This window comes from Campylobacter devanensis, from assembly GCF_002139915.1.
Taxonomy (GTDB): Bacteria; Campylobacterota; Campylobacteria; order Campylobacterales; family Campylobacteraceae; genus Campylobacter; species Campylobacter devanensis.
Genome location: NZ_CP018788.1, coordinates 1,248,559 through 1,272,121 on the forward strand (window position 1 = coordinate 1,248,559; position 23,563 = coordinate 1,272,121).

The window sequence follows — 23,563 nt, forward strand, 5'->3', positions numbered from 1 at the left end:
TTTTAAAGCTATATTTTAGTAGTTTTAGTGTAAAATTCTTCACTTTTATTCAAGGAAAAATTTTGCAAAATATCAACTATTTAGAAATCACATCCAAACTCCCAAAAATAGGCAACAAAATGCTATATTTTGGTATCGATATTAGTGCTTATGATGGGGTTAGATTGCTAATTTTGCAAAAGCTCTTTTTAATTGATGGGCTTAGAAAACTCTACCAAAAAGATAAAAATAGTGCGATTTTAGCTATAATTGGAAAGCATTTAATAGAAATAAACTGCCTAATTAATAGCTTTGATTTTATATTTGATAAGCTTGTTGTTGTTAAATTTAGCAAACTTCTAGATCAAGTTTTACCGCTATTTGAGCATTTAGGCCAAATTTTAAAAGGACAAAATAATTCTGAATTAAAAGATATTTTAGCTCAAATTCAGATATATTTTGAGAATGGGTTTCAATCATTATGCTTTGAATTGGAGATTTTTTTATACGATACACACTCATTTTACTGCATTAAAGAGTGGAAAATTTCTTCATCATCAGCATATGCAATCCGCAAAAGTATAGTAAATTTACGCCAAGAAATTAAAGCCAAAACCGCCTTAAATTCAAACACTCTAAGCGAACTTTTTGTGCTTGTTAATGCATTTTATCAAATTTTTGGATTAACTAAATTTGAGCAAAAACTCTCAAAAATCACAAATTTAGTCTATAAATTCAAAAAATCCAACCAAAAAGATAGCAAATCAATAAATAAAGAGTTAAATAAAAAGCTAAAAAAATTCGATAAAAAGCTAGCTAAAATCTCAAAAAAACTAAAACCATACTATCAAAAGGAAATCTAGTGCAAAACCAAGAAAAAATCATAGATATGTTTAATAAAATTGCGCCCACTTATGATAAAGCTAATAAAATATTAAGCTTTGGAATCGACGCTTCTTGGAGAAGCTCAGCCTGTGATCAAGTTTTAAAAAATTTTAACTCCTCGCTAAATATTGCAGATGTCGCTTGCGGCACTGGAGATATGATTCAAGCATGGATTAATAGCGCCAAAAAAGCAAATTTAAAAATTGACAAAATTACCGGAATTGACCCAAGTAAGCAGATGTTAAAAGTAGCCAAAGAAAAGCTCCCAAATTGTGAATTCAAAGAGGCAAAAGCTGATAATACAGGATTAAACCCAAATACCCAAGATATAGTTAGTATAAGTTATGGTATTAGAAATGTTGTAGCTAGAACTCAGGCTTTACATGAGTTTAATAGGGTTTTAAAAATTGGCGGATATTTAGTTGTTTTAGAATTTACTAAAAGAGATAAAAGTGGCCCAATAGCAAAGATTAGGGATTTTTATCTACACAATATTTTGCCTGCAATCGGTGGATTTATAAGTAAAAATAAAGAGGCTTATGAGTATCTACCTAGAAGCATTGAAGGTTTTTTAGACTCAAATGAGTTTTGTCGTGAACTTGAAAGAAGTGGTTTTGAGATGGTGATAGTTAAAGGGTTTAGTATGAATATTAGCACTATGTTTATTGCTAAAAAGGTTAAAAATATATGACAGTAAGCGATCTAAATGAGTCGGCTAAGGCGTTATTAGAGTCGCACTTCAACTCCATTGAGGTTGAAGGCGAGATTAGTCGCCTTACTAAGCATAATAGCGGACATTGGTACTTTACGCTCAAAGATGAGAAATCTGCTATCAGCGTAGCTATGTATAAATTTACTAATCAAAATATAAAATTTGAAATAAAAGATGGAATGAAAGTTACGCTAATTGGTAAGCTTTCAATCTATAGCCCAAATGGTAGCTATCAGTTCATCGCTAGTCGCATTATTCCAATTGGTGTAGGTGAGCTTGAGCTTGCATTTAATCAGCTCAAAGAGCGTCTAGCTCTTGCTGGTTTATTTAATAGAGCAGATAAAAAACCACTACAAAAATATCCAAGCAAAGTAGGAATCATTACAAGTGCTAGCTCTGCAGCATTTGCTGATATGTGTAAGGTTATTAGTGATAGGTATGTTTTGCCTAAGTTTTATCTATTTAATTCCTTAGTTCAAGGAAATAGCGCTCCAGCAAATTTAATTAAGATGTTAAATCTTGCTGATTCTATGGAGTTAGATGTAATTGTCATTGCTAGAGGCGGCGGGTCTAAAGAGGATTTGTGGTGTTTTAATGATGAAGGCTTGGCTTATGCAATTTATGAAGCAAAAACGCCTATTATCTCAGCTATAGGGCATGAGATTGATTATAGTATTAGTGATTTTGTAGCTGATCACAGATCACTTACACCCACTGCTGCGATGGTTGATCTCTTGCCTGATAGTAATGAACTTCATCAAAAACTTGATATTTTTCAAAATACTCTTGAAGCGATTATATCATCTAAATTCAACAAATGTGAAAGCTATTTAAATTTAGCCAAAGCACAGATAAAATCTAAAGCAATAGAACAAAAAATCAACTTAGCTACTCTTACTTTAGATAGTTTTAAGTCAAATTTAGATAACTTTTTACATAAAAAATTTAATTTAGCTCAATCAAAAATTGATAAATTTGAGTTAGTTTTTAAAAGACAAGAGTATTTTTACAAGGTAACAAAAAATATGGCACATATTATAAAAGATTCGCAAATCATCTCATTATCTGAGCTAAAAAGCGGCGATGAGATTACTATTAGTTCACAAAATTTATGCAAACAAGCAATAATAAAATAAGGGGATAAAATGAGTAGAGTTTTAAATTTTAGTGCTGGTCCAAGTGCGATTCCATTAGCAGTTTTAGAGCGTGCACAGGCTGAATTTACTAATTATCATGGTCTTGGCTTTAGTATTATGGAGGTTAGCCATAGGGGGAAAGTTTTTGAAGAGTTACACAATAACGCCATTGCTAAACTAAAAAGTTTTTATAATATCGGCGATGATTATGCGGTGCTATTTTTACAAGGTGGTGCGACTTTGCAATTTGCTCAAATTCCGATGAATATTTACACTGGTGGCGTGGCCGAATATGTAAATACCGGTGTTTGGACGCAAAAAGCAATCAAAGAAGCCAAAATCCAAAATATCAATTACAAGGTAATAGCAAGTAGCGAAGATACTAAATTTGATCACATTCCAAATTTTAATTTTAGCGATGATGCTGATTATGGTTATATCTGCTCAAATAACACGATTTATGGCACACAATACGCCACACTTCCAAGCCCAAAATGCCCACTAGTAGTAGATAGCAGTTCTGATCTTTTAAGCCGTGAAATTGATTTTAAGGCACATAATATCGGTCTGTTTTATGGTGGAGCACAAAAAAATGCTGGCCCAGCTGGTATAACTATTGTTATAGTTAAAAAAGATTTAGCCGCAAGAGTTAAAGATAGCGTTCCTACTCCGCTTCGTTATACAACGCAAATAGAGGCTAATTCACTAGCTAATACACCTCCAACATTTGGAATTTATATGTTTGATTTGGTTCTTGATTGGATCAAAGATCAAGGTGGTTTAAATGCTATAAATGCTGTAAATGAGCAAAAAGCAGCTGCTTTATATGAACTTATAGATAATTCAGATTTTTACAAAGCATTTGCAAAACCAGGTTCAAGAAGTTTAATGAATGTTAGTTTTGCTACTCCAAGTGCTGAACTTGATGGAGCTTTTGTTAAATTAGCTGAACAAAATGGAATGATAGGATTAAAAGGTCATAGAATCTTAGGTGGTTTAAGAGCTTCTATATATAATGCCGTAACACAACAAAGCGTACAAACTCTATGTGAATTTATGAAGGAATTCCAAAGAACACATGGATAATTTTTAAGCCTTTTAGGTAGTTAAACTCTATTTAAAGGGCTTTTAAATTTTATATTAAATACAAAATATCTGATTGTAAAAATTAGACATAAAAAAAGGCTACGACCCTTGCGAGTCGCAGCCAAATTAATTAAAAGGTAGAATTATAGTTTGTCGCCATCAGTTGATAGGTAGCTTGCTACACCTTCAGTTGTAGGTTTCATACCTTTATCACCTTTGTTCCAGCCAGCTGGACAAACTTCACCATGCTCATTTGTAAATAGCATTGTATCAACCATTCTTACCATTTCATCGATATTTCTACCAAGTGGTAAATCGTTTATTACTGCGTGGCGAACTGTACCATCTTTATCTAGTAGGAAGCTACCTCTTAGAGCTACTGCTTCATCAAATAGTACATCAAATCCTCTTGCCCACTCTTTTTTAAGGTCAGCTACTAGAGGGAATTGTACTCTACCGATACCGCCTTGTTTAATATCTGTTTCTCTCCATGCAAAGTGGCAGTATTCATTATCTGTGCTAACGCCGATAACTTCAATACCTCTATCTTTAAATTCTTTATATCTTTTGTCAAAAGCGATGATTTCGCTTGGGCAAACAAATGTAAAATCTTTTGGATAGAAAAATACTACTGCACCTTTTGGTCCAATGTTTTTATATAGATCAAAATTTTCTTCAATTTGACCATTACCTAGAACTGCTACGCCACTTAGTTGTGGTGCTTTATTAGTAACTATCATACTAAATCTCCTTAATAATTTTTATGAATTGCGAAATTGTATCTATGTAAATTTAACTATAATTAAACGCAGATAAAACAATCTATAAAATCAATTTAAAAGTAATAAAAATATGAATTTAAAGAAAAATTTGCTATAATCGCCCAATTTTTTATTAAAGGAAAAAAATGCTAGGTGATTTTTTTTCAAAAATACGCAAAAAACAATCTCACCCAAGTGAAGCTCCAAGTCACTGGGTAAAGTGCAGCAGTTGTAGCTCTTTAATGTATTTTAAAGAAGTTGAAGCATGCTATAATGTTTGTCCAAAATGTGGATATCATATGAGACTTAGCGCTCAAAAAAGAATAGAATTAATTAGCGATGTTGGAAGTTTTGTTGAATTTGATGCAAATTTAAGACCAATAGATCCATTAAATTTCGTAGATAAAAAATCATATAAAAAGAGAATTGAAGAAGGTCAAAGTAAAAATGGCAAAACAAGCTCAGTAATCTCAGGAGAAGCTACAATTGATGGCCAACCAGTTCAGCTTGTGGTTTTTGATTTTAGCTTTATGGGTGGTAGCCTAAGCTCAGTTGAAGGTGAAAAAATCACTCGTGCAGTTCGCAGAGCGATAGAAAAAAGAAATCCACTTATTATAGTAAGTGCAAGCGGTGGTGCAAGAATGCAAGAGAGTACATTTAGTCTTATGCAAATGAGCAAAACTAGTGCTGCACTCAAACTTTTAAGCGATAATAGATTGCCATATATCTCAGTTCTTACTGACCCTACTATGGGTGGAGTTTCAGCCTCATTTGCTTGGCTAGGTGATTTAATCATTGCTGAGCCAAAAGCTTTAATAGGTTTTGCAGGCCAAAGAGTTATTGAACAAACTATTAAAGCAAGCCTACCTGAAGGTTTTCAAAGAGCTGAGTTCTTACTAGAGCATGGATTAATAGATGCTATAGTCCCAAGAGATGAGCATAAAAAATATCTTAGTGATATGATAAGATTTTTTATGAAAAATGATAATTTTTATAGCCCAATTAATGAGGCTATTTAGTGCAAATTCTAGTCCATTGTCTTCAAAAGCTTGATGATGATAAAGATATAAAAGATTATATCAAGATGAGTAGCAAATGGGCTAATATTAAAGAGATTAATAAATTTAGCCCACAAATTGCTAAAGCTCAAATTCAAGGCCAAGCCGCATCGCATAGAGCATATGAAGAAGCATATAAGCCTTGTTTAAATGGTTTTTGCATCGGACTTGATGAGCGTGGTGAAATGCTTGATAGCTTTGAGTTTGCAAAGCTTCTTAAAGATAGAAATCAAATTTCATTTTTTATTGGCGGGGCTTATGGTTTAGGTGATAATTTACGGGGAGAGATGCATAAGTTAGTGAGTTTATCACGGCTAACATTTGCGCATAAAATAGCTAAACTCGTACTATATGAGCAGATTTTTCGCGCTCTTTGCATTAATGCAAACCACCCCTATCATAAATAAAAAGGAGTTATATGACAACAAGCCAACTAGAGTATTTTAAAGAGTTGCTTTTAGAGAGAAAAGAGCAAATTCAAAGAAATATCAATGATGCAGCTAGCGAGATTGATGGACTTAGACAAAGTGGTGCTACTGATGAGCTTGACTTTGCTAGTATTAGTGCTGATGAAGAACTAGAACACTCAATCTCAGCTAAACAACAACAAGAGCTTAATGAAATTGATCAATCATTAAAAAAAATTGAATCTGGAATTTATGGTATTTGCGATATGTGCGAAGATGATATTGATATAGAACGCCTAAAAGTAAAACCACACGCACGCTACTGCATTACGTGTCGTGAAATTGCTGAAAAAACAATAATAAAATAAGGGTAAAAGATGAAAACTAGACGATTTTTCTTATATTCTGTTATCTATATTGGGCTTGTTTGGCTGGTCACTTTTTCGTTTGCTGACCAAAATTATGCTATAAATATTCTTAGCTATACACTTGAATTACCAGTAGCTACATGGCTTGTGGTGCCACTTTGTATCTTTGCGATTTTAGCACTTTTGCATATGAGCTACTATGGGTTTAAAATCTACCTAGAAGGTAGAGCAATGAAAAGCGATGCTCAAATTTATAATGTTTTAGCTAAGGAAATTTACCTTGGACTAGAGTCAAATAAAGATTTTAAAACCGATCTTTTTGCAGCTTCAAGTGAGGTTACAAAATCTCTTTCTCCATGGCTAAATTTAGGCAAACCAGTTCTTCATAACGATGATTTAAGAGCCGCCTATGAGCTTTACAATGATGTAAAAACTGGAAAAGTATGTGAGTTAAAAAGATTTAAGCTTTTAAAAACTAATCCACTCTATATCCAAAATGAAAAAAACAAAATTCAAGCTGACTATAAATACGCTATTACCATCTTATCTAGCAATGATGCAAACGAAGAATTAAGAACTTTTGCTTCAAATGCACTCGTAGAAAATGGTTCGTTTTTAGAACTATCTAAATTCAATCCAATCTACACAAATAACGATGTATTAACACTGGTAAATAGATACTCTAAAGACAAATTTGAAATTAGTACAAATGATATGTTTGGAATTATTAATAAAGTTAAATTTACCTCAGATGAATATATTAAAATTGCTAAAATTCTTAAAACAAAAGTTGAGCCAGATCTGCTTATATCTATGTTTGAGCATCTTAGAAATGATGAAGGGGCTGCATTTGAAGCATATTTATATCTACTTTATGACTTCCAAATGATAGAAAAGCTTAGAGAAGCGATAATGAGCGGTAATGCTAAATTTGAGCGTATTGAGACCTTACTCTTTTTAAGAGATCATGGTAAAATCGCTAGAGCGGATCTATTTTATTAATGATTGATTTTAGCTCAAAACCGTTATTTTTAGCCCCTTTAGCGGGCTTTTCTGATCTACCACTTCGCAGCCTAGCTAAGCGTTTTGGCTGCGATTGTACAGTTAGTGAAATGATTAGCTCAAATGCTCTTGTATATGAACATGATAAGACCTTAGCAATGCTAGAAAAATCTCCACTAGAAACGCCATATATAGTTCAGCTAGCAGGTAGCGACACAGACGTAATCGCTAGAGCAGTAGAGATTTTAAATGAATTTGATGGGATTGATGGAATTGATTTAAACTGTGGTTGTCCAGTGCCAAAAGTAATAAAACAAAATGCCGGTTCAGCCTTATTAAATGAACCAAAATTGCTATGTAATATCATTGAAACGATTAAAACTAAATCAAATAAACGCTATACTTCGGTTAAAATTCGTCTAGGATTTAACACCAAAATGGCACACCTAATAGCTCAAGATTTAGCTAACGCTGGGGCTGATTTTATCTGTGTGCATGGACGAACTAGAGCTGGTGGATATAGCGCACCAGTTGATTATGAAGCCATCGCTAAAATAAAATCAAATACAACAATTCCAGTTATTGCCAATGGCGACATTAATCTAGATAACTATCAAAATGTATTAAAAACTACTGGTTGTGATGGACTGATGATTGGCAGAGCTAGTATTGGTTCTCCATGGATATTTAAAGAGATTAAAGAAAATCAAAGTATAAATCCAGATGAAAAAAGACAAGTAATTAAAGAACATTTTGAACTAATGCTTAATACTTATGGTAATCATGCTATAGGGATTTTTCGCAAACATTTACACGAATACTCCAAAGGTCTTAATGGGGCTAGCGAATTTAGATCTAGCGTTAATCAAATACACTCTCCAGAGCAGATGAGAGAGCAGATTGAACAATTTTTTGACCCATGCAGGGCTATATCTTAAAGGTTCAAAAAGTAAGAGATGAAGACTGTATTGTCACAATTCTCTCTCCGCACAAACAGATCAAATGTTATAGGTTTTATGGCGCTCGTCACCCTATTATCACTCAAGGATTTAAACTTGATTTTGAATTAGTTGAAAGTAAAAGCTTTTTGCCGCATCTTCGCTCGACTATGCATCTAGGATTTAGCTGGTTAATTGAGCGTGAACGACTTTTAGTTTGGCAAAATTTTATGCGGCTAATGGCTGATCATTTACGTGATGTACAAGAGAGTGATGAGTTTTATTTTGAAATACTTGAAATGTGTGCTAAGAAATTTCACCGCCAAAACCCTATTAGAGTCGTACTTGAATCCTATGCAATGATTTTAAAATTTGAGGGGCGATTGCATATTGATACTAGTTGTTTTATCTGCGATGGCAAGCTTAATGAACAAGTCGGACTTGGTAGAGCATTTTTACTTGCCCATCCTGAATGCATAGGCAAAAATCCATTAAACTATGATAGCGTGATCAAATTTCTTTCTACTGCTTCAACTGCTCACTTAAACGATACACAAATCAAAGAGTTATATTTTATCCTTTTAGAGGGGTTTTAATTTTTTGTTTATATGGATTGCTTTATCTTCTAAAACATATCAAGAAAATAATAATAAAATAAATCAAAAGTATTAAAGTAAATATTTTGATAAGTATTTATTTTGCAAGTTATTATTACGGCAATATAATATAATCTAAAACTAAAAAGCACTATTTTACACTAAATATATTAGAATTTAATATATTTTTTTATAAAATTTGTAGTTTAGAAAATTGCGGGAGAGCAAAATGAGTACTAATCTACTAAATAATCAGCAAAAAGAGATTGGCGATGAAGCTTTCATTACTACAAAGACAGATTTAAAAGGCTACATTACTTATGCTAATAGCTATTTTTTAAATATCGTAAATGCCAAAAATTCAGATCTCATAGGCAAAAATCACAATATAGTTCGCCATCCTGATATGCCAAAGTATGTATTTAAGCTACTTTGGGATAGGATAAAAAACAAACAAGAGATATTTGCTTTTGTTAAAAATATAACCTTTGATGGTGGGTATTACTGGGTATTTGCCAATGTTACAAGCTCTCTTGATGAAAGTGGCAATATCATAGGCTACTACTCAGTGCGACGCAAAGCCAATCCACAAGCCGTGGAGAAAATCATCCCAATATACCAAAAAATGTTAGAATTAGAAAAATTCAGCGGAATCGAAGCTAGCCAAAAATATATAGCCGATTTATTAGCTACGCACAACACTACATACGACCGCTTTGTCAATGAACTACAAAGAACAAAAGGATAATAAATGGGTATATTTAGCAAAAAAAGTAAATTTGATGATATTGTTTATAATGAGATAGTAGCAGTAGTATGTGGCGCATCAAAAGGCAAATTAGAAGCTAGGATTACAAATATTGATAATGATTCTAGATTAGTAACGATAGCTAAGTATATCAATGACCTTTTAGATCAAGTAGAAGCCCTACAAAGAGAGACCCAAAGTAGCATTTTAGCAGCCAGAAGTGGCAAAGACTATCGAAATATCTATGTTGAGGGATTTAAAGGGATTTTTAGAAATAACGCAGAATCTCTAAGCGAAGGCGTAACCGGTGTTTTAGAGGGGCAAAAAGGAAAAATCAGAGGAATTTTAAGCCAAAAATTTACCGAACTTGGCAATGGCACAAATGGAATGGATAGCGTTCAAAGAGATCTAATCGCAAGTGTAAGTGATTTAGCTAAGGTAGTAAATTCTAGTCAGCAAACTGCTGCTATTGCCGCCCAGAGCATAAGCAAAGTCGAAGAGCTAAGTTCAAATTTTCATATAATAACATCAAATACTAACCAAACTACTCAAAATATATATCAAAGAGCAACCGATATTAGTAGTGTAGTAAATTTAATTAAAGATATAGCTGACCAAACTAATCTTCTTGCTCTAAATGCCGCCATTGAAGCTGCTCGTGCCGGTGAGCATGGTAGAGGATTTGCAGTTGTTGCTGATGAAGTTAGAAAATTAGCAGAAAATACAACTAGAGCTACTGCTGATATTGAAAGTACCGTAACAATGCTAAGTCAAGACGCCGATGAATTAAACCGCTCAACTGATATGATAAATCAAGTGGCCCAAACAGCTTTAAATAACACAGATAAATTAAAAGAGGCTCTAGAAAATTTTAGTACTGACGCAGCTACTACAGCTAAAGTCTCAGAATTAACGCAAAATAAAACTATTGGAATTTTAACCAAAATTGATCTTATTTTAGCCAAAACCACAGCTTATAATAACGCATTAAATGAGCTAAAATTTACTCCAGAGCAAAAAGCGCATATAGATGAGTTATTGCATGATTGTGAGAGTAATTTTGCTAAATTCAGCCCAGAACAAACTGCTAAAATCAAAGAGGCTTTAGAGTTGATAATTAAAGTTTTAAGAGATGAAAATAGACAAGATATAGATAAACTTGTTGATAAATTTAATACCATAGAACAAAATAGTAGTTTTATCTTTAAAAGTATAGATAGCGTAGTATCAAATAAAAATTAATTTAGGATTTATATATGAGTTTGGATTTTACCCATCTGCATTTACATACTGAGTATTCGCTTTTAGATGGAGCTAATAAGATTAAAACTTTAGCTAAAAGACTAAAAGAGATGAATATAAAATCTTGTGCTATTACTGATCATGGAAATATGTTTGGAGCAATTGAGTTTTATAAAGGGATGAGGGCTGAGGGGATAAAGCCAATTATTGGTCTTGAAGCCTATATCCATAATAACGATGATATAAGCTCTAAAGAGAGTAGATATAGATTTCATCTATGCTTATTTGCTAAAAATGAGATAGGATATCAAAATTTAATGTATCTTAGCTCAATGAGCTATATCAAGGGTTATTACTACTATCCAAGAATCAATAAAAAGCTATTAAGAGAGCATAGTGAGGGGCTAGTTTGTAGCTCGGCTTGTTTGGCTGGTGAGGTGAATTTTCATCTAAATTTAAGTGAGAGAAATATCAAAAGGGGCGCAGGCGGATATGAAGCAGCCAAAGCCGCAGCGCTAGAGTATAAAGATATATTTGGTGATGATTTTTATCTTGAGATTATGCGTCATGGGATATTTGACCAGCAGCGAATCGATAGCGATATTATCAGATTATCTAAAGAGACTGGTATTAAATTAATCGCCACAAACGACGCTCACTACACCACCAAAGATAGCGCCATAGCACAAAAAATCTTTGTCTATATCTCAGCCAATAAAAATTTCGATGAGAGTGTCAAAGAGCAGGTTTTAAGCGAATTTTATGCTAAATCCCCAGAGCAGATGAGCGAGATTTTTGCTGATATCCCAGAAGTGGTATCTAATACCCAAGAGATAGTAAATAAGTGTAATTTAGAGATTAAATTAGGCAACGCCACTCCGCCAAATTTTAAATTCACTCAAGAATATGCCAAAGCAAGGGATCTAGCCTTGCCAAATCCAAATTTAGAGTATGATTTGGATAATGATAGCCTTTTGTTTGAATATGAGTGTAAAGAGGGGCTTAAAAAGCGTTTAGAGTTTATCGATCCTAGCAAACATCAAATTTACAAAGATAGGCTAGACTTAGAGATAAACACCATTAAAAATATGAAATTCCCAGGCTACATGCTTATCGTGGCTGACTTTATCAACGAAGCCAAAAAGCGCGGTATCCCAGTAGGCCCAGGGCGTGGCTCGGCTGCTGGAAGCTTGGTAGCTTACGCCCTTCGTATAACTGACCTTGATCCGATCCCATATAACTTGCTATTTGAGAGATTTTTAAATCCTGAGCGTATCAGTATGCCTGATATTGATGTGGATTTTTGTCAAAACCGCAGAAGCGAAGTTATTGATTATGTGATTGAAAAATATGGCCAGTATAATGTCGCTCAAGTAGCTACATTTGGTAAGCTCTTAGCCAAAGGTGTTATAAGAGATGTCGCTAGGGTTATGGGTATGCCATACGCTGATGCTGATGCGATGGCAAAGCTAATTCCTGATGAGCTTGGAATTAGCTTAAAAGGCTACACAAATAAAAAGGGTGAATTTGAGCCTGGAGCCTTTGAAAAAGAGCCAAAAATCGCTGAATTGATAGAGAATAATGAGCTAGCTAGAAGCGTGTGGCAATATGCTTGCGAGCTTGAAGGCTTAAATAGAAATCCCGGTATGCACGCTGCTGGTATAGTAATTAGCAATGAAGAACTATGGAAAAAGGCACCACTATGGCGACAAAGCAACGCCGAAGATGGCCACTATGTTACGCAATATACTAAGGATTATTTAGAAGATGTAGATCTAATCAAATTTGACTTTTTAGGGCTTAAAACTCTAACTGTGATTGATGATGCGATTAAGCTTATTAAAGCTAGATTCAATCAAGATATTTTATGGGAAAAGATCGATTTTAACGACCCTAAAACCTACCAAACTATACAAAGTGGCAACACTCTTGGAATTTTTCAGATAGAATCTAGCGGAATGCAAAAATTGGCCGCCAAATTAAAGCCCGATTGCTTCGAAGATATAATCGCTATGATCGCACTCTATCGCCCAGGGCCGCTAAATTCAGGTATGGTGGATGACTTTATAGATATCAAACATGGCAAAAAGAGCGTAGAATACGCTTTTGATGCCTTGCGACCGATATTGGAGCCAACTTATGGAGTTATAGTCTATCAAGAGCAAGTCATGCAAGTAGTCCAAACCGTGGGTGGATTTAGCCTTGGTGGAGCGGATTTAGTCCGCAGGGCAATGAGTAAGAAAAAAGAAGATGAGATGTTAAGGCTCAAAACCCAGTATCTAGATGGTGCTTCTCAAAATGGCTTTGATAGGGATAAGGCTGATGCGCTCTTTGAGTTGATTATGAAATTTGCCGAATATGGATTTAACAAATCCCACTCCGCAGCTTATGCTCTTATCACCTTTCAAACAGCATATTTAAAGACCTATTATCCGGCTGAATTTATGGCTGCTCTTTTAAGTAGTGAAGAGAATAACGCCGATAAAATCACCAAATATATAGAAGAGATCCGCCGCCTAGATATAGAGCTACTCCCGCCTAGCGTTAGTAAAAGTAGTAGTGAATTTAGCGTTATTAGCAATGAAGGTAAGGATGCCATCATCTATGGTTTAGGCGCTATTAAAGGCGTTGGGGGATCAGCGATTGAAGATATCACAAATATCAGAAAAGATGGCCTAAATAGCTTAGAAGATCTAGTGTCTAAAAGCGATTGTACCGCAGTAAATAAGCGAGTTTATGAATCACTCATAAAATCAGGCGCCTTGGATGAATTTGGCTACACTAGAAAAACTTTGATGCAAAATCTTGAGTATATCACAGACCAATCCAAAAAAAGCTCCGATATCAAAAGAGAGGCGCAATTCTCACTATTTGGCGATGATGAGAGTATGAGTAAAATGGTGCTTAATCTAAGCTTAGCCCCAGATGAATTCACCCAAAGAGAGCTTTTAAGCTTCGAACAAGAGTATCTAGGCGTATATATCAGCGGACATCCATTAGATGAGTTTAAAAGTAGCATTGAAGCCATTTCGCATACGAATTCAACGCAGTTTGACACTATCGAAGATGGCAATGAGATTATCGTAATAGGCAAGATAGAAGATATTTCAATCAAGCTGACAAAATCTGGCAATAAAATGGGTATCATAACCATCCTTGATATGTATGGAAGTATGGAAGCTACGGTATTTTCTCATATACAAAAGATAGAATCAATGCCAAAAGATGAGCTAAATAAACCACTTGTATTTAAGATGCTTTTTAATAGAGACGACCAACAAGTCAAGTTAAAAGTAAATGAAATTTACACTCTTGAAGAGGCCGGAAATACCAAAATCACACTAAAATCCAACAAAATCACCGCCGAAGAGATAGAAGAGAATAAAGAGTATTTTGACGCCATCAAGCACTCTACAATCCTAGATATCTTAAAAAGTGCTAAAAACGGCGAACATCTCATCATTGCTAAGCTAAATGATATCAGCATCAAAGATACAAAATCAGGCAATAAAATGGCGATATTAAGCGTAACTGACAAAAGCTCAAATGCCGATATGTTTGCCTTTGATGTGGCTTGTACTCAAGCTAGTGAGATAATCAACACAGATAGATTATACGCACTCAAAGTCACACCACCAAGAGACACAAACTCAAAAATGATAGTCAATCAAATCATCGATATAGATGAGGCAAAAAATGGCGATATAACCCTTAGAAACGCACCTAAAAAAAGAGCCATAAATACAGAAACTACTATCGAACAACCTAGCTCAAATATCGTTGGCAAATTAGAAATTGAGCTAAAATTAAGCGCTTTAAACAAAAATAAAATCAATCAAATTTACCAACTCGCACACAGACACAACGCTATAATCGGAGCCAAAAAGAGCTTGATCTTAAGAGTTTTAGATGAGAACAAAACGCAAATTATGCAGTTTGTAACTGAATTTAGCGTAACTGATGATTTCGAAAGTGAGCTAAATACGCTTTTAGTTGGATAAATATATTAAATTACTAAGTTATAATTTTGAAAGAATATTGAAATGAACAAAAAATTATCTAAACCATTTTTAAAATGGGCTGGTGGAAAAGGGCAGCTTTTAAATAAATTTAAAGAGCTATATCCACAAGAATTAATAAATGGAGAAGTTAAAATATATATTGAGCCATTTGTCGGTGGTGGTGCTGTTCTTTTTGATATTTTACAAAACTATCAAATTGAGAAAGCATATATAAATGATATTAATAAAGAGCTTATTAACTGCTATCGTTGTATTAAGGCAGATCTTAAAGAAGTAATAAAACAATTAGATATATTAGAAAAAGAATATTTATCAAGCGAAGATAGAGCTAGTTATTTTTATAAAGTTAGAGATAGATACAATGAAATTCATTTAAACGAACACTATGACTTTGAAAAATGTGCTGATTTTATATTTTTAAACAAAACTTGTTTTAATGGACTTTATAGGGTTAATAAAGATGGAAAGTTTAATGTACCACACGGCAAATATAAAAATCCACTAATTTGCGATAAAGAAAATTTAAGGTTGTGTTCTCATCTATTACAAAAAGTTGAAATAAGTTTTGGTAGTTATGAACAAGTCTTAGAAAAAGCAGATAATAACACATTTGTATATTTTGACCCACCATATAGACCACTTATGGAAAAGAATTCATTTGTGAGTTATGATAAATCTGGATTTGATGATAATGATCAAATAAAACTTACAGAGAATTATAAATTTTTAGATAATAAAAAATCTCTGTTGATGCTTTCAAATTCTGACCCTAAAAATACAAACGAAGAAGACAATTTCTTTGATGATATATATAAAGGTTTTGAAATTGAGAGGGTTTTTGCAAAAAGAATGATAAACTCTTCAGCAAGTAAGCGTGGCGATATAACTGAAATTGTTATAATGAACTACAAAAGGAGAAGATAGAATGAATATTTTAAAAAGATTTATTGATAATTCTATAGTATATTATGATCGTGGTAAATTTGACGACTATTGTGTGTATCTAAAAGAAAAAAATTTATCTGCAAAAGCTCCCAGAGATATTGAATATTTTCAATATTTCATTGATTTAGCTAAAATTTATGGTGATAGTAAAATATATAATGATTTTTGTTTGATATATGATAAAACAACTGATGTTGTTAATAATGCAATACTTAACCTAATAACTGAAATAAGTGTTTCGTATGGAGAAAATTCCTTGTGGGTTGATAAATGGTTTACCGTGATATATCTAGGAATGGTGGCTGAAGAAAGAAAAGCTAATGCAATACTAAAGAAAAAAATTAAACGATTAGGGTTTCATCAAATTATGATGGAAAATCTATCGGCCTATGAAGCTGCAAATTTTAGCAGAGGAAAACGTGCTGTAATATTGTTACAAGAATGTCAAAAAAGAGGTTTTTAATATGAAAAGAAATTTTAATGAATGGTTTGCAAATTTTACTGATAGTATAGCAACTTACGAATATTACACAGACTTTTAGCATTGTTTATAAAAATATTGATAAAATCAAAGTTGAGTTGAATATTATGAGCTCTTTAATAGGTTCAAAAAATATGGAATATGACTTTGATTTATTATTTAATAAATACCCTGAAATAAGAAAATGTTTACCTCTACTTATTGCTGTAAGAGAAAAAGAAATCAAAGTAATAGATAATGGAAAAAATTAAAATATAACTTTACTAATATTGACGATATTGAATTGTTAGAAAAACTGGTTTATCTGACCTAATTTCAAATCTAGGTAAAGTTGCTAAAAGATTTGATTATGTAGTTAAAACCAATAATTGCATTTATGCTTTTGAAACAAACTTTTATTCAAGCAATGGCTCTAAACTAAATGAAACTGCTAGAAGTTATAAAATGTTAGCTGAAGTTTCTAAAAGTTTTCTTGAATCTTTGGTTTGAATATACGATAAAAACACTAAATTATTCTTAAGCTTATTAACTTTTTTGCATTTATAAAATCACTAAAATATTAAACAAAACACTATTTATTAAATATTTCTACTCCATCAAATCCAAGTTCATTTGGTAAAATCGGGCCGTTAATTATAGTTGGAGTGATAATAAAGATTAATTCACTGGTTTTGCTAGTTTGTCGGTCGCTTTTAAATAGATACCCAAGCAAAGGAATATCACCCAAAATTGGAACTTTATTAATCTCGTTACCTAGACTTTTAGCGATTAAACCACCTAAAATTATACTATCACCACTAGAAATTTCTACCACAGTAGATAACTTTTTTTGCATAGTATCTGGAGCGATTACACGAGGTTGTGTCTGCTTAGCATCATCAGCTGAATATTTAAAGCTGCTTAAGCTAGGATTTATACGTAGCATTATGCGATTCTCATCGCTAATTTCAGGTAGAAGGTTTAGTAAAATTCCTATAAATACAGAGTGCTGTTTATAAGTAGTTTTAGTAATCTCACTAGTATCATTATTAGTAATATCTTCAGCAATTCTATAATTGATATTATCACCTACTGAGATTAGGGCTTGTTGGTTGTTCATTGCCATTATTTTAGGACTTGAGATTATTTGACTTTTCCCATTAGTATTTAAAAAATTTAATACACCATCAAGGCTAAGACGTAAATCTCCGCCAATGATAAATCCGCCAGAGATATTCTTTAGGCTATGGGCTGGATTTTGAGTAGTGCCTTTATTAAAAATTAGGCGTGATGAAGTACCATCGCTTAAATAACTTTTAAAACCAAGCTCAAATTTACTCCAATCAACACCTTTTGTATAGCTATTATCTAGCTCAACAGAGATTATTTTTACATCGATTAAAACCTGCTTTTTAAGTCGGTTTGAGAGCAAATTTAGATAGTTTTGTACTCTTTGTAGTTGATTTGCAGTACCAGTGATATGAATTAGCCCAGCTGCTGGATTAATGATTGGAGCTGGAGCAATAAATGAATCATTATGGCTATTTAATACTAATTTTAGCTCATTAGCAAGATCTTGCCAAAAATCAAATTTTTCTGTAGTTTTTATTATATTATCTTGATTATTTTCATCATTTTGACTACTATTTTGATAATCCTCGCCAATCTCTATCGGAGCTGAATCTACAGAAGCTTTAGTAATTGCTTGACCTTGTCTAGCTGAGATAATATAATCCATTTTAAAGGTTTTAGTTTGTATATATGACAAACTTAACATTTTATCATTAAACTCATAACTAAGATCATTTGACTCAGCTACTAAGCGTATAATTTCATCAAGACTAAGGCGTGAAATATTTATTAAATTTGTTGGGGTTTTTAATGCATTAGTGGCGTTTGAATCGCTTAAAGCAATGCTAAATTTACAAATATTTGCAAGCTGAGCTAAAATTTCATATGATGTTATATTTGGGCTTAGACTCATATCTAATTTCTTATTTTTACACTCATTTGCATTTAGATTTATAGTTAATGCAGCTAGACTTAATATTTTAAAAAACTTTAATATCATTATTTACCTTTGAGATTGAAAGCCTAATTTTATTATTATTATGCAGTATTATTACAGTTTGGTTTTCTATCTCTAAAATGCAAATCTCTTGACAACTTTGACCTAGTTCATACCAATTAGAGTTGATTTTGGCTCTATTTTCTATTATAGCCTCTAATTTTAAAGTGCTAGAATTAAAGTCTGTTTGAACATTTTGAGTGATGTAAAATGGCGATTTTACTTGGTTTATATCACTTAAATTTGCCCTTAATGGGCTTTTATTGTATAAATCTAAGATATATTTGTATTTAGTACTTAAATCTTGAGAAAATAGCAAAGTAGTCATGGTTAAAAATAAACAAAGCAATCTCATTTTACGCTCTGCAAACTTAGTCTAATTTGACTACTATATGGCTCAAATCTAGCCTCTTTAATATCTATAAAGCCCCCTTTAATCTCATCTATAAAAGCTAGTGTTTGAGTAAAAGTCGAGCTAAAAGATAGATTATAATCATATAAAATAGCACTATTTTCTTTTATATTATTTGGCAAAATTTGAGAAATCTTTATATTATGTTCTTTTGCCTTATCCCCAATAAAGCTTAAAATCTCACTACTAGAACTAAATTTATCCAAGATTGCGACTAGATTTTTAGTGTGAGATTGGATAAAGCTATTCTCAGCTTTTAAATTTTCTAGTTCAATTTTACTATCTTGTAATCTTTTTGTTGCTAGCTCTAAGCGATTTTGAATTTGCTGCGGAGAATTCATACTGATATAGTTATTTAACTGTAATTCATAATTAGCTAAAGCGCTTTGATAGAGTCTATCAAAATAGTCCCAGCTAAGATAAAGTAGATAAAACATAATCAAAAATCCACCCATAAATATCATATGTTGTTCTCTTTGGCTGCGTGATTCTAACAAGGATTTAAAATCCATTTTCTTGTTCTATCGTAAGGTTTGATTCAAAAATATTTTGATTACTGATGAGTTGACCAATGTGAGTTTTAGCGCTAAAAGAGTTTATAAAATTATTAATATTTTGAGTATCTTGTGAGATGATTGCAATGTTTATTTGATTATTTTTTAATTCTATATTCCTTGCTTGAAGCGAATATTTATCCATCAAATTTGCGATATTTGCTAAAATTATAGCTAGATTTTGGTTATTAAATTTACTTGCAATAATATCGATTGTAGCTAAGTTTTTATTTATATTATTTTTTATATTTTGAATTTGTATGGTTATACTTTTAATCTCATTATTTAGTGCTATTAGACTACTATTTAAACTACTCACGCTTGAGTTTTGCAAAGTCAAATTTGCTCCAAGTTTTGTAGATTTAGCCTCTATATTAAAAGTTAATATTAGCATATAAATCGGATAAATCAATCCCAAAATCGCTCCAGCAGCAATACTAATAAATAGCCTACCATCAGCTCTTTTATATAGCGGTTTAGGCTTGTTAAATAGTGTAAAATTTAGCAGCTGCCCTTTATGTATTAGCTCCTTAGCGTATATTGCCATCATTAAATTAAGCGGTGCTGGACTTTTAAAATTATCTAAAAACTCAAACCCTCTAACCTCTTGCCCAAGCTTATTAGATAAAGCAGTATTAAGACCTATAATATCTCCTATAAATGAACTAAGATATATCCTATCTGGTATGATTTTATCGATATTTGCAATACTTTGGATAGTTTGAATAGTTATATTTAATAACTCAGTAAATTTATTGCTATTTTGATCTATAATCTTAGCCGTGCATTCAATTTTGCAATTCCTAGCTATCTTAGGCAAAGTATCACATATAATTCCATGATGCATAACATATCGCCCATTACGATAAAAGCATAAATAACTTTCATCATTATCATAAAATATAAAACAATCTATGCTAGATTTATCAAGTAAATTAGAGCTATAAAATCCACCCATTAACAAAGGAGATGGAATAATTATATTAATATTTTTTAAGATATTAATTGCTTGAGTATCTAATTCCTTCAAAGCTAATTCAATATCGATGATATAAAGCATATAACCACCATCACTATCATCAAAATAGCTAATCTTATACTCTTTTTGCGGATTTAAAAGCAGCTCATCGTATGCAAATTTGATAATCTTTATACCTAGATTCTCTTTCTCATCAGTATAATATTTTAGAGTTGTTAAAGCTTTAGCTGGTATAAAACAAATACTAAATTCATTATTTTTTACTTTATATTTTACTTTAGGATTAAAGTGATTTGAGTAGTCATAAATTACATTTTTATATAAATCAACGCAGACCAAGCTACTCTTTTTCAACTTTTTACCTTAAAATATATAAAATATGTTAAATTCGGTATTTTTTAAATATTATAAAAATAAAATTATGAATTTATACTTTGATTATATCTATTTTTGCTTTAAATAAATTTAAATTGAGATAATTTTTATTAGAATATTTAATCACTAAATAATATAAATTTATTAAAATTCAATACTCTCTACTACTGGAATACTATCTACTGTGAGATTTTGCTTGGTTCTGTGATGTTTTTTGATAATGGCCGGTTCTTGCACTCGCTCAAATCCGGTAACCAAAACAGCAAAATAGTCAAATTTAGCTCCATTTAATCTAGCATATACCAAATCACCGACATTGCAAGGCTTAGAGCTAAATCCCTGAGCTGATGTGAGCTTACCATTGCTAGTATCAGTAGATTCAATAGTATAAACATAACCGCTATTAACTTTACTAATTGAAGTTATAACGCCTTTTATATAGCTGTTTTTAGCAATTTCCATGTGATTCTTAGCAGCTGTACATCCAGCTACTAAGAATAGTAATATAAATAAGGATAGACTACGCAGTAATATTAATAGCATTACCGCTAAGCTCCATAATGGCTTGATTAATCCTATCTAGAGTTTTATTCATTGTTTGCTCAGAGATATCAGGTAAAGCCTGACCCCACATAGCTTCAGCTTGAGCGAAGCCATTTTTGACCCCTTCTAAGCCGCTTTTCATCTTTTCTACATCATCTCCAGCCCCATTAATAACAAAATCAGCTATACGATTTGCGGTATTATCAATACCAAAATATCCATTATCGCTTATTAGGTTGCTTGCCTCTTGTGGGCTTAGGTCGCCAATTGGCTTACCGCTATAACCAGTAATATCTATATTTTGATTTAGTAAATCTTTTAATTCTTGAGTAAAATTATTTGCACTATTATCTTGATTATTAAACCCAAAGCTAAGACTCATAAAGCCAACTTGCATATTAAAATTACCATTTGATAATTCAAAGCTTTGTTGCATAAACTGCATATGATAGCCTCTTGTTAGCTCACTTGCGTCAATCTTGCTTGCAGCTTCTTTAATTCTTTCAATGCTATCTTTCGAATTTGGATTAATGCTTAAAAAATCTAAGCTATTTGTGCCATTTATTTGCATATTTTCTCCTTTTAGAAGTTTATTATAGATATCGGATTTTTTAGTTAAATATGTTGTATTTTAGTAAGCAAATTTAATTTTTAAGTGAATTTGGCTAAAAGAGTAGCCAAATTCAAATTTAAACCTATTTTTTCATACTTAAATAACTATTTAAAGCACTTACATAGGCTTTAGCACTTGCCATCATAGTATCTATATCTAAACCATGACCTATAAATGGAGGCTCACTAGAACCAAAGGCCACTTTTACAGTAACCTTAGCAAGAGCATCTTTGCCTTGAGATACGGCTGAAACTTTATAATCTTTTAGCTCTCCAGCAACCTTGCTTATTCTATCAATTACCTTAAATATCGCATCAGCCGTACCGTTGCCTAGAGCTGCATCACTAATAATCTCACCATTAAATTTGATACTAATAGCTGCACTTGAATGGCCTGAGTTACATGAGCTAGTACTTAAAGTTTCAATTGTATAAATCTCAGGGATTTTGATAATCTCATCACTTACAAGTGCTCTAATATCATCATCAAAAATCTCTTTTTTCTTATCACAAAGTAATTTAAATTTGCTAAACGCTTCATTTACCTCTTCATCATTTAGATCAAAACCTAAATTTACTAGCTTATCTTTAAAGGCATGACGACCGCTATGCTTACCTAAAACTAGAGCATTTTTCTCTGCTCCTATATCTTCAGCTTTGATTATTTCATATGTTTGAGCGCATTTTAACACACCATCTTGATGAATACCACTCTCGTGAGCAAAGGCATTTTTGCCTACAATTGCTTTATTTGGTTGTGGTTCTATACCTGTAATACTAGCTACTAAACGACTTGTAGCATATATCTCTTTAGTAACGATATCAGTATATAATCCACTAAATTCATCGCTTCTTGTTTTGATCGCCATAACGATCTCTTCTAAAGCTGCATTACCAGCTCTTTCACCCAAACCATTAATAGTACATTCTACCTGTCTTGCTCCAGCCTTAATACTTGCTAGAGTATTTGCTACTGCAAGTCCAAGGTCATTGTGATTATGAACTGATATAATAGCTCTATCTCCGATGTATTCACTCATAATTCTAACCATATCAGCTATCTCATATGGCAATCTAAAACCTACAGTATCAGGCAAATTTAAAGTCTTAGCACCAGCATTTACCACTGCATCACATATCTCTTTTAAAAATGATATATCGCTTCTACCAGCATCTTCACAGCTAAACTCAACATCATCTACAAAACTTTTAGCATATTGTACCGCTTCAACTGCTCTTTTGATAACCTCATCAGGCTTCATCTTAAGCTTGTGTTCCATATGAATTGGACTAGTAGCGATGAAGGTGTGAATTCTTCTATTTTTTGCTGGAGCGATTGCATCGGCTGCTGCTTTTATATCACGCTCAAGAGCTCTTGAAAGACTAGCAACTTTAATGGATTCTACTTGTTTGGCTATTTGATTAATCGCATCAAAATCTCCAGGACTAGCAGCAGCAAATCCAGCCTCCATAACATCAACGCCAAGGCGTTCTAATTGAAGAGCAATTTGAATTTTCTCTTCAGTATTCATAGAAGCACCAGGGCTTTGCTCACCATCTCTTAATGTTGTATCAAAAATTATAATTTTATTTTTATCCATTTTATTATCCTTAAATTTAATATATTTTATAGTATGCTATGCATAGAGTTATTAAAAGGAGCTACAGAGCAGAT

At 32.5% G+C, this 23,563-nt stretch carries 24 protein-coding genes and 1 pseudogene; 17 read left to right on the forward strand and 8 right to left on the reverse strand.

Annotated features, from left to right (window positions below):
- The first annotated feature begins 62 nt into the window (after positions 1 to 62).
- Genes CIGN_RS06240 through serC form a run of 4 tightly spaced genes read left to right on the forward strand, consistent with a single transcriptional unit; the run spans position 63 to position 3,798 of the window.
- Positions 63 to 842: a hypothetical protein gene (locus tag CIGN_RS06240; protein ID WP_086302820.1), complete on the forward strand. Its 780-nt coding sequence runs from the start codon at positions 63 to 65 to the stop codon at positions 840 to 842.
- Positions 842 to 1,555 (forward strand): bifunctional demethylmenaquinone methyltransferase/2-methoxy-6-polyprenyl-1,4-benzoquinol methylase UbiE, encoded by a 714-nt coding sequence (gene ubiE, locus CIGN_RS06245; RefSeq protein ID WP_086302822.1) that lies wholly within the window; start codon positions 842 to 844, stop codon positions 1,553 to 1,555. The genes CIGN_RS06240 and ubiE overlap by 1 nt, the downstream gene beginning before the upstream one ends.
- Positions 1,552 to 2,712 (forward strand): exodeoxyribonuclease VII large subunit, encoded by a 1,161-nt coding sequence (gene xseA / locus CIGN_RS06250; RefSeq protein ID WP_086302824.1) that lies wholly within the window; start codon positions 1,552 to 1,554, stop codon positions 2,710 to 2,712. Before ubiE ends, xseA begins: the two co-directional genes overlap by 4 nt.
- A gap of 9 nt (positions 2,713 to 2,721) precedes the next feature.
- Entirely contained in the window at positions 2,722 to 3,798 is a 1,077-nt protein-coding gene (gene serC, locus CIGN_RS06255; RefSeq protein ID WP_086226732.1) for a 3-phosphoserine/phosphohydroxythreonine transaminase, read from the forward strand.
- 143 nt (positions 3,799 to 3,941) lie between these two features.
- Here serC and CIGN_RS06260 read toward each other — a convergent pair whose 3' ends face one another.
- A complete protein-coding gene (locus CIGN_RS06260; RefSeq protein ID WP_086225135.1) occupies positions 3,942 to 4,538 on the reverse strand; it encodes a peroxiredoxin in 597 nt (198 codons plus the stop codon).
- A gap of 167 nt (positions 4,539 to 4,705) precedes the next feature.
- On the opposite strand from CIGN_RS06260, the gene accD reads away from it, so the two are divergent.
- The 13 genes and pseudogenes from accD to CIGN_RS08325 all read left to right on the forward strand — a co-directional run bounded on the left by accD (position 4,706) and on the right by CIGN_RS08325 (position 16,855).
- Positions 4,706 to 5,578: an acetyl-CoA carboxylase, carboxyltransferase subunit beta gene (gene accD / locus CIGN_RS06265; protein ID WP_086225134.1), complete on the forward strand. Its 873-nt coding sequence runs from the start codon at positions 4,706 to 4,708 to the stop codon at positions 5,576 to 5,578.
- Positions 5,578 to 6,024: a 23S rRNA (pseudouridine(1915)-N(3))-methyltransferase RlmH gene (locus tag CIGN_RS06270; protein ID WP_086229759.1), complete on the forward strand. Its 447-nt coding sequence runs from the start codon at positions 5,578 to 5,580 to the stop codon at positions 6,022 to 6,024. The genes accD and CIGN_RS06270 overlap by 1 nt, the downstream gene beginning before the upstream one ends.
- Before the next feature lie 11 nt (positions 6,025 to 6,035).
- On the forward strand, positions 6,036 to 6,392 hold the full coding sequence (dksA, locus tag CIGN_RS06275) for an RNA polymerase-binding protein DksA (RefSeq protein WP_086235997.1): 357 nt from the start codon (positions 6,036 to 6,038) through the stop codon (positions 6,390 to 6,392).
- Between the two features lie 9 nt (positions 6,393 to 6,401).
- Positions 6,402 to 7,394 carry a hypothetical protein gene (locus CIGN_RS06280; protein ID WP_086240335.1) on the forward strand — a complete coding sequence of 331 codons (993 nt, stop codon included), beginning with the start codon at positions 6,402 to 6,404 and terminating at the stop codon, positions 7,392 to 7,394.
- Positions 7,394 to 8,332, forward strand: coding sequence for a tRNA dihydrouridine synthase (locus CIGN_RS06285; protein ID WP_086226736.1), 939 nt, complete (start codon positions 7,394 to 7,396; stop codon positions 8,330 to 8,332). Before CIGN_RS06280 ends, CIGN_RS06285 begins: the two co-directional genes overlap by 1 nt.
- Positions 8,314 to 8,928 (forward strand): recombination protein RecO, encoded by a 615-nt coding sequence (gene recO, locus CIGN_RS06290; protein ID WP_086226737.1) that lies wholly within the window; start codon positions 8,314 to 8,316, stop codon positions 8,926 to 8,928. The genes CIGN_RS06285 and recO overlap by 19 nt, the downstream gene beginning before the upstream one ends.
- A 229-nt stretch (positions 8,929 to 9,157) precedes the next feature.
- Entirely contained in the window at positions 9,158 to 9,676 is a 519-nt protein-coding gene (locus tag CIGN_RS06295; RefSeq protein WP_086228497.1) for a PAS domain-containing protein, read from the forward strand.
- A gap of 573 nt (positions 9,677 to 10,249) precedes the next feature.
- Positions 10,250 to 10,918 (forward strand): annotated as a pseudogene (locus CIGN_RS08520) (methyl-accepting chemotaxis protein); the annotation flags it as partial.
- A gap of 14 nt (positions 10,919 to 10,932) precedes the next feature.
- Complete coding sequence (gene dnaE, locus CIGN_RS06305) at positions 10,933 to 14,919, forward strand: DNA polymerase III subunit alpha (RefSeq protein WP_086302826.1); 3,987 nt, start codon at positions 10,933 to 10,935, stop codon at positions 14,917 to 14,919.
- A gap of 42 nt (positions 14,920 to 14,961) precedes the next feature.
- Positions 14,962 to 15,864: a DNA adenine methylase gene (locus CIGN_RS06310; RefSeq protein WP_086302828.1), complete on the forward strand. Its 903-nt coding sequence runs from the start codon at positions 14,962 to 14,964 to the stop codon at positions 15,862 to 15,864.
- A gap of 1 nt (position 15,865) precedes the next feature.
- Positions 15,866 to 16,348: a DUF7004 family protein gene (locus CIGN_RS06315; protein ID WP_086244258.1), complete on the forward strand. Its 483-nt coding sequence runs from the start codon at positions 15,866 to 15,868 to the stop codon at positions 16,346 to 16,348.
- 80 nt (positions 16,349 to 16,428) lie between these two features.
- On the forward strand, positions 16,429 to 16,617 hold the full coding sequence (locus CIGN_RS08480; RefSeq protein ID WP_258864364.1) for a DpnII family type II restriction endonuclease: 189 nt from the start codon (positions 16,429 to 16,431) through the stop codon (positions 16,615 to 16,617).
- Between the two features lie 61 nt (positions 16,618 to 16,678).
- Complete coding sequence (locus CIGN_RS08325) at positions 16,679 to 16,855, forward strand: DpnII family type II restriction endonuclease (RefSeq protein ID WP_257789261.1); 177 nt, start codon at positions 16,679 to 16,681, stop codon at positions 16,853 to 16,855.
- Positions 16,856 to 16,937: 82 nt separating this feature from the next.
- On the opposite strand, the gene mshL is transcribed toward CIGN_RS08325, so the two are convergent.
- The 7 genes from mshL to CIGN_RS06355 form a co-directional block, all read right to left on the reverse strand.
- Entirely contained in the window at positions 16,938 to 18,416 is a 1,479-nt protein-coding gene (gene mshL / locus CIGN_RS06325) for a pilus (MSHA type) biogenesis protein MshL (protein WP_086225122.1), read from the reverse strand.
- Positions 18,397 to 18,768, reverse strand: a complete 372-nt coding sequence (locus tag CIGN_RS06330) for a hypothetical protein (RefSeq protein ID WP_086268665.1) — start codon at positions 18,766 to 18,768, stop codon at positions 18,397 to 18,399. Before CIGN_RS06330 ends, mshL begins: the two co-directional genes overlap by 20 nt.
- Positions 18,765 to 19,337: a type II secretion system protein M gene (locus CIGN_RS06335; RefSeq protein WP_086302830.1), complete on the reverse strand. Its 573-nt coding sequence runs from the start codon at positions 19,335 to 19,337 to the stop codon at positions 18,765 to 18,767. Before CIGN_RS06335 ends, CIGN_RS06330 begins: the two co-directional genes overlap by 4 nt.
- On the reverse strand, positions 19,327 to 20,712 hold the full coding sequence (locus CIGN_RS06340) for a hypothetical protein (RefSeq protein WP_086290368.1): 1,386 nt from the start codon (positions 20,710 to 20,712) through the stop codon (positions 19,327 to 19,329). The genes CIGN_RS06335 and CIGN_RS06340 overlap by 11 nt, the downstream gene beginning before the upstream one ends.
- Positions 20,713 to 20,877: 165 nt before the next feature.
- Positions 20,878 to 21,276, reverse strand: a complete 399-nt coding sequence (locus CIGN_RS06345) for a hypothetical protein (protein ID WP_141031701.1) — start codon at positions 21,274 to 21,276, stop codon at positions 20,878 to 20,880.
- The gene (locus CIGN_RS06350; protein ID WP_086234225.1) at positions 21,254 to 21,847 is read right to left on the reverse strand and encodes a hypothetical protein; all 594 of its coding nucleotides are present in this window, start codon (positions 21,845 to 21,847) and stop codon (positions 21,254 to 21,256) included. The genes CIGN_RS06345 and CIGN_RS06350 overlap by 23 nt, the downstream gene beginning before the upstream one ends.
- A 124-nt stretch (positions 21,848 to 21,971) precedes the next feature.
- Entirely contained in the window at positions 21,972 to 23,489 is a 1,518-nt protein-coding gene (locus CIGN_RS06355; protein ID WP_086226748.1) for a 2-isopropylmalate synthase, read from the reverse strand.
- Positions 23,490 to 23,563: the final 74 nt, after the last annotated feature.

What these genes read in the sequence shown, in the direction of transcription:
- xseA (WP_086302824.1), top strand. Translation starts at nt 1,552, where the DNA reads ATGACAGTAAGCGATCTAAATGAGTCGGCTAAGGCGTTATTAGAGTCG.
- serC (WP_086226732.1), top strand. Translation starts at nt 2,722, where the DNA reads ATGAGTAGAGTTTTAAATTTTAGTGCTGGTCCAAGTGCGATTCCATTA.
- CIGN_RS06260 (WP_086225135.1), bottom strand. Translation starts at nt 4,538, where the DNA reads ATGATAGTTACTAATAAAGCACCACAACTAAGTGGCGTAGCAGTTCTA.
- accD (WP_086225134.1), top strand. Translation starts at nt 4,706, where the DNA reads ATGCTAGGTGATTTTTTTTCAAAAATACGCAAAAAACAATCTCACCCA.
- dksA (WP_086235997.1), top strand. Translation starts at nt 6,036, where the DNA reads ATGACAACAAGCCAACTAGAGTATTTTAAAGAGTTGCTTTTAGAGAGA.
- CIGN_RS06280 (WP_086240335.1), top strand. Translation starts at nt 6,402, where the DNA reads ATGAAAACTAGACGATTTTTCTTATATTCTGTTATCTATATTGGGCTT.
- CIGN_RS06285 (WP_086226736.1), top strand. Translation starts at nt 7,394, where the DNA reads ATGATTGATTTTAGCTCAAAACCGTTATTTTTAGCCCCTTTAGCGGGC.
- recO (WP_086226737.1), top strand. Translation starts at nt 8,314, where the DNA reads ATGCAGGGCTATATCTTAAAGGTTCAAAAAGTAAGAGATGAAGACTGT.
- CIGN_RS06295 (WP_086228497.1), top strand. Translation starts at nt 9,158, where the DNA reads ATGAGTACTAATCTACTAAATAATCAGCAAAAAGAGATTGGCGATGAA.
- dnaE (WP_086302826.1), top strand. Translation starts at nt 10,933, where the DNA reads ATGAGTTTGGATTTTACCCATCTGCATTTACATACTGAGTATTCGCTT.
- CIGN_RS06310 (WP_086302828.1), top strand. Translation starts at nt 14,962, where the DNA reads ATGAACAAAAAATTATCTAAACCATTTTTAAAATGGGCTGGTGGAAAA.
- CIGN_RS06315 (WP_086244258.1), top strand. Translation starts at nt 15,866, where the DNA reads ATGAATATTTTAAAAAGATTTATTGATAATTCTATAGTATATTATGAT.
- mshL (WP_086225122.1), bottom strand. Translation starts at nt 18,416, where the DNA reads ATGATATTAAAGTTTTTTAAAATATTAAGTCTAGCTGCATTAACTATA.
- CIGN_RS06330 (WP_086268665.1), bottom strand. Translation starts at nt 18,768, where the DNA reads ATGAGATTGCTTTGTTTATTTTTAACCATGACTACTTTGCTATTTTCT.
- CIGN_RS06335 (WP_086302830.1), bottom strand. Translation starts at nt 19,337, where the DNA reads ATGGATTTTAAATCCTTGTTAGAATCACGCAGCCAAAGAGAACAACAT.
- CIGN_RS06345 (WP_141031701.1), bottom strand. Translation starts at nt 21,276, where the DNA reads ATGCTATTAATATTACTGCGTAGTCTATCCTTATTTATATTACTATTC.
- CIGN_RS06350 (WP_086234225.1), bottom strand. Translation starts at nt 21,847, where the DNA reads ATGCAAATAAATGGCACAAATAGCTTAGATTTTTTAAGCATTAATCCA.
- CIGN_RS06355 (WP_086226748.1), bottom strand. Translation starts at nt 23,489, where the DNA reads ATGGATAAAAATAAAATTATAATTTTTGATACAACATTAAGAGATGGT.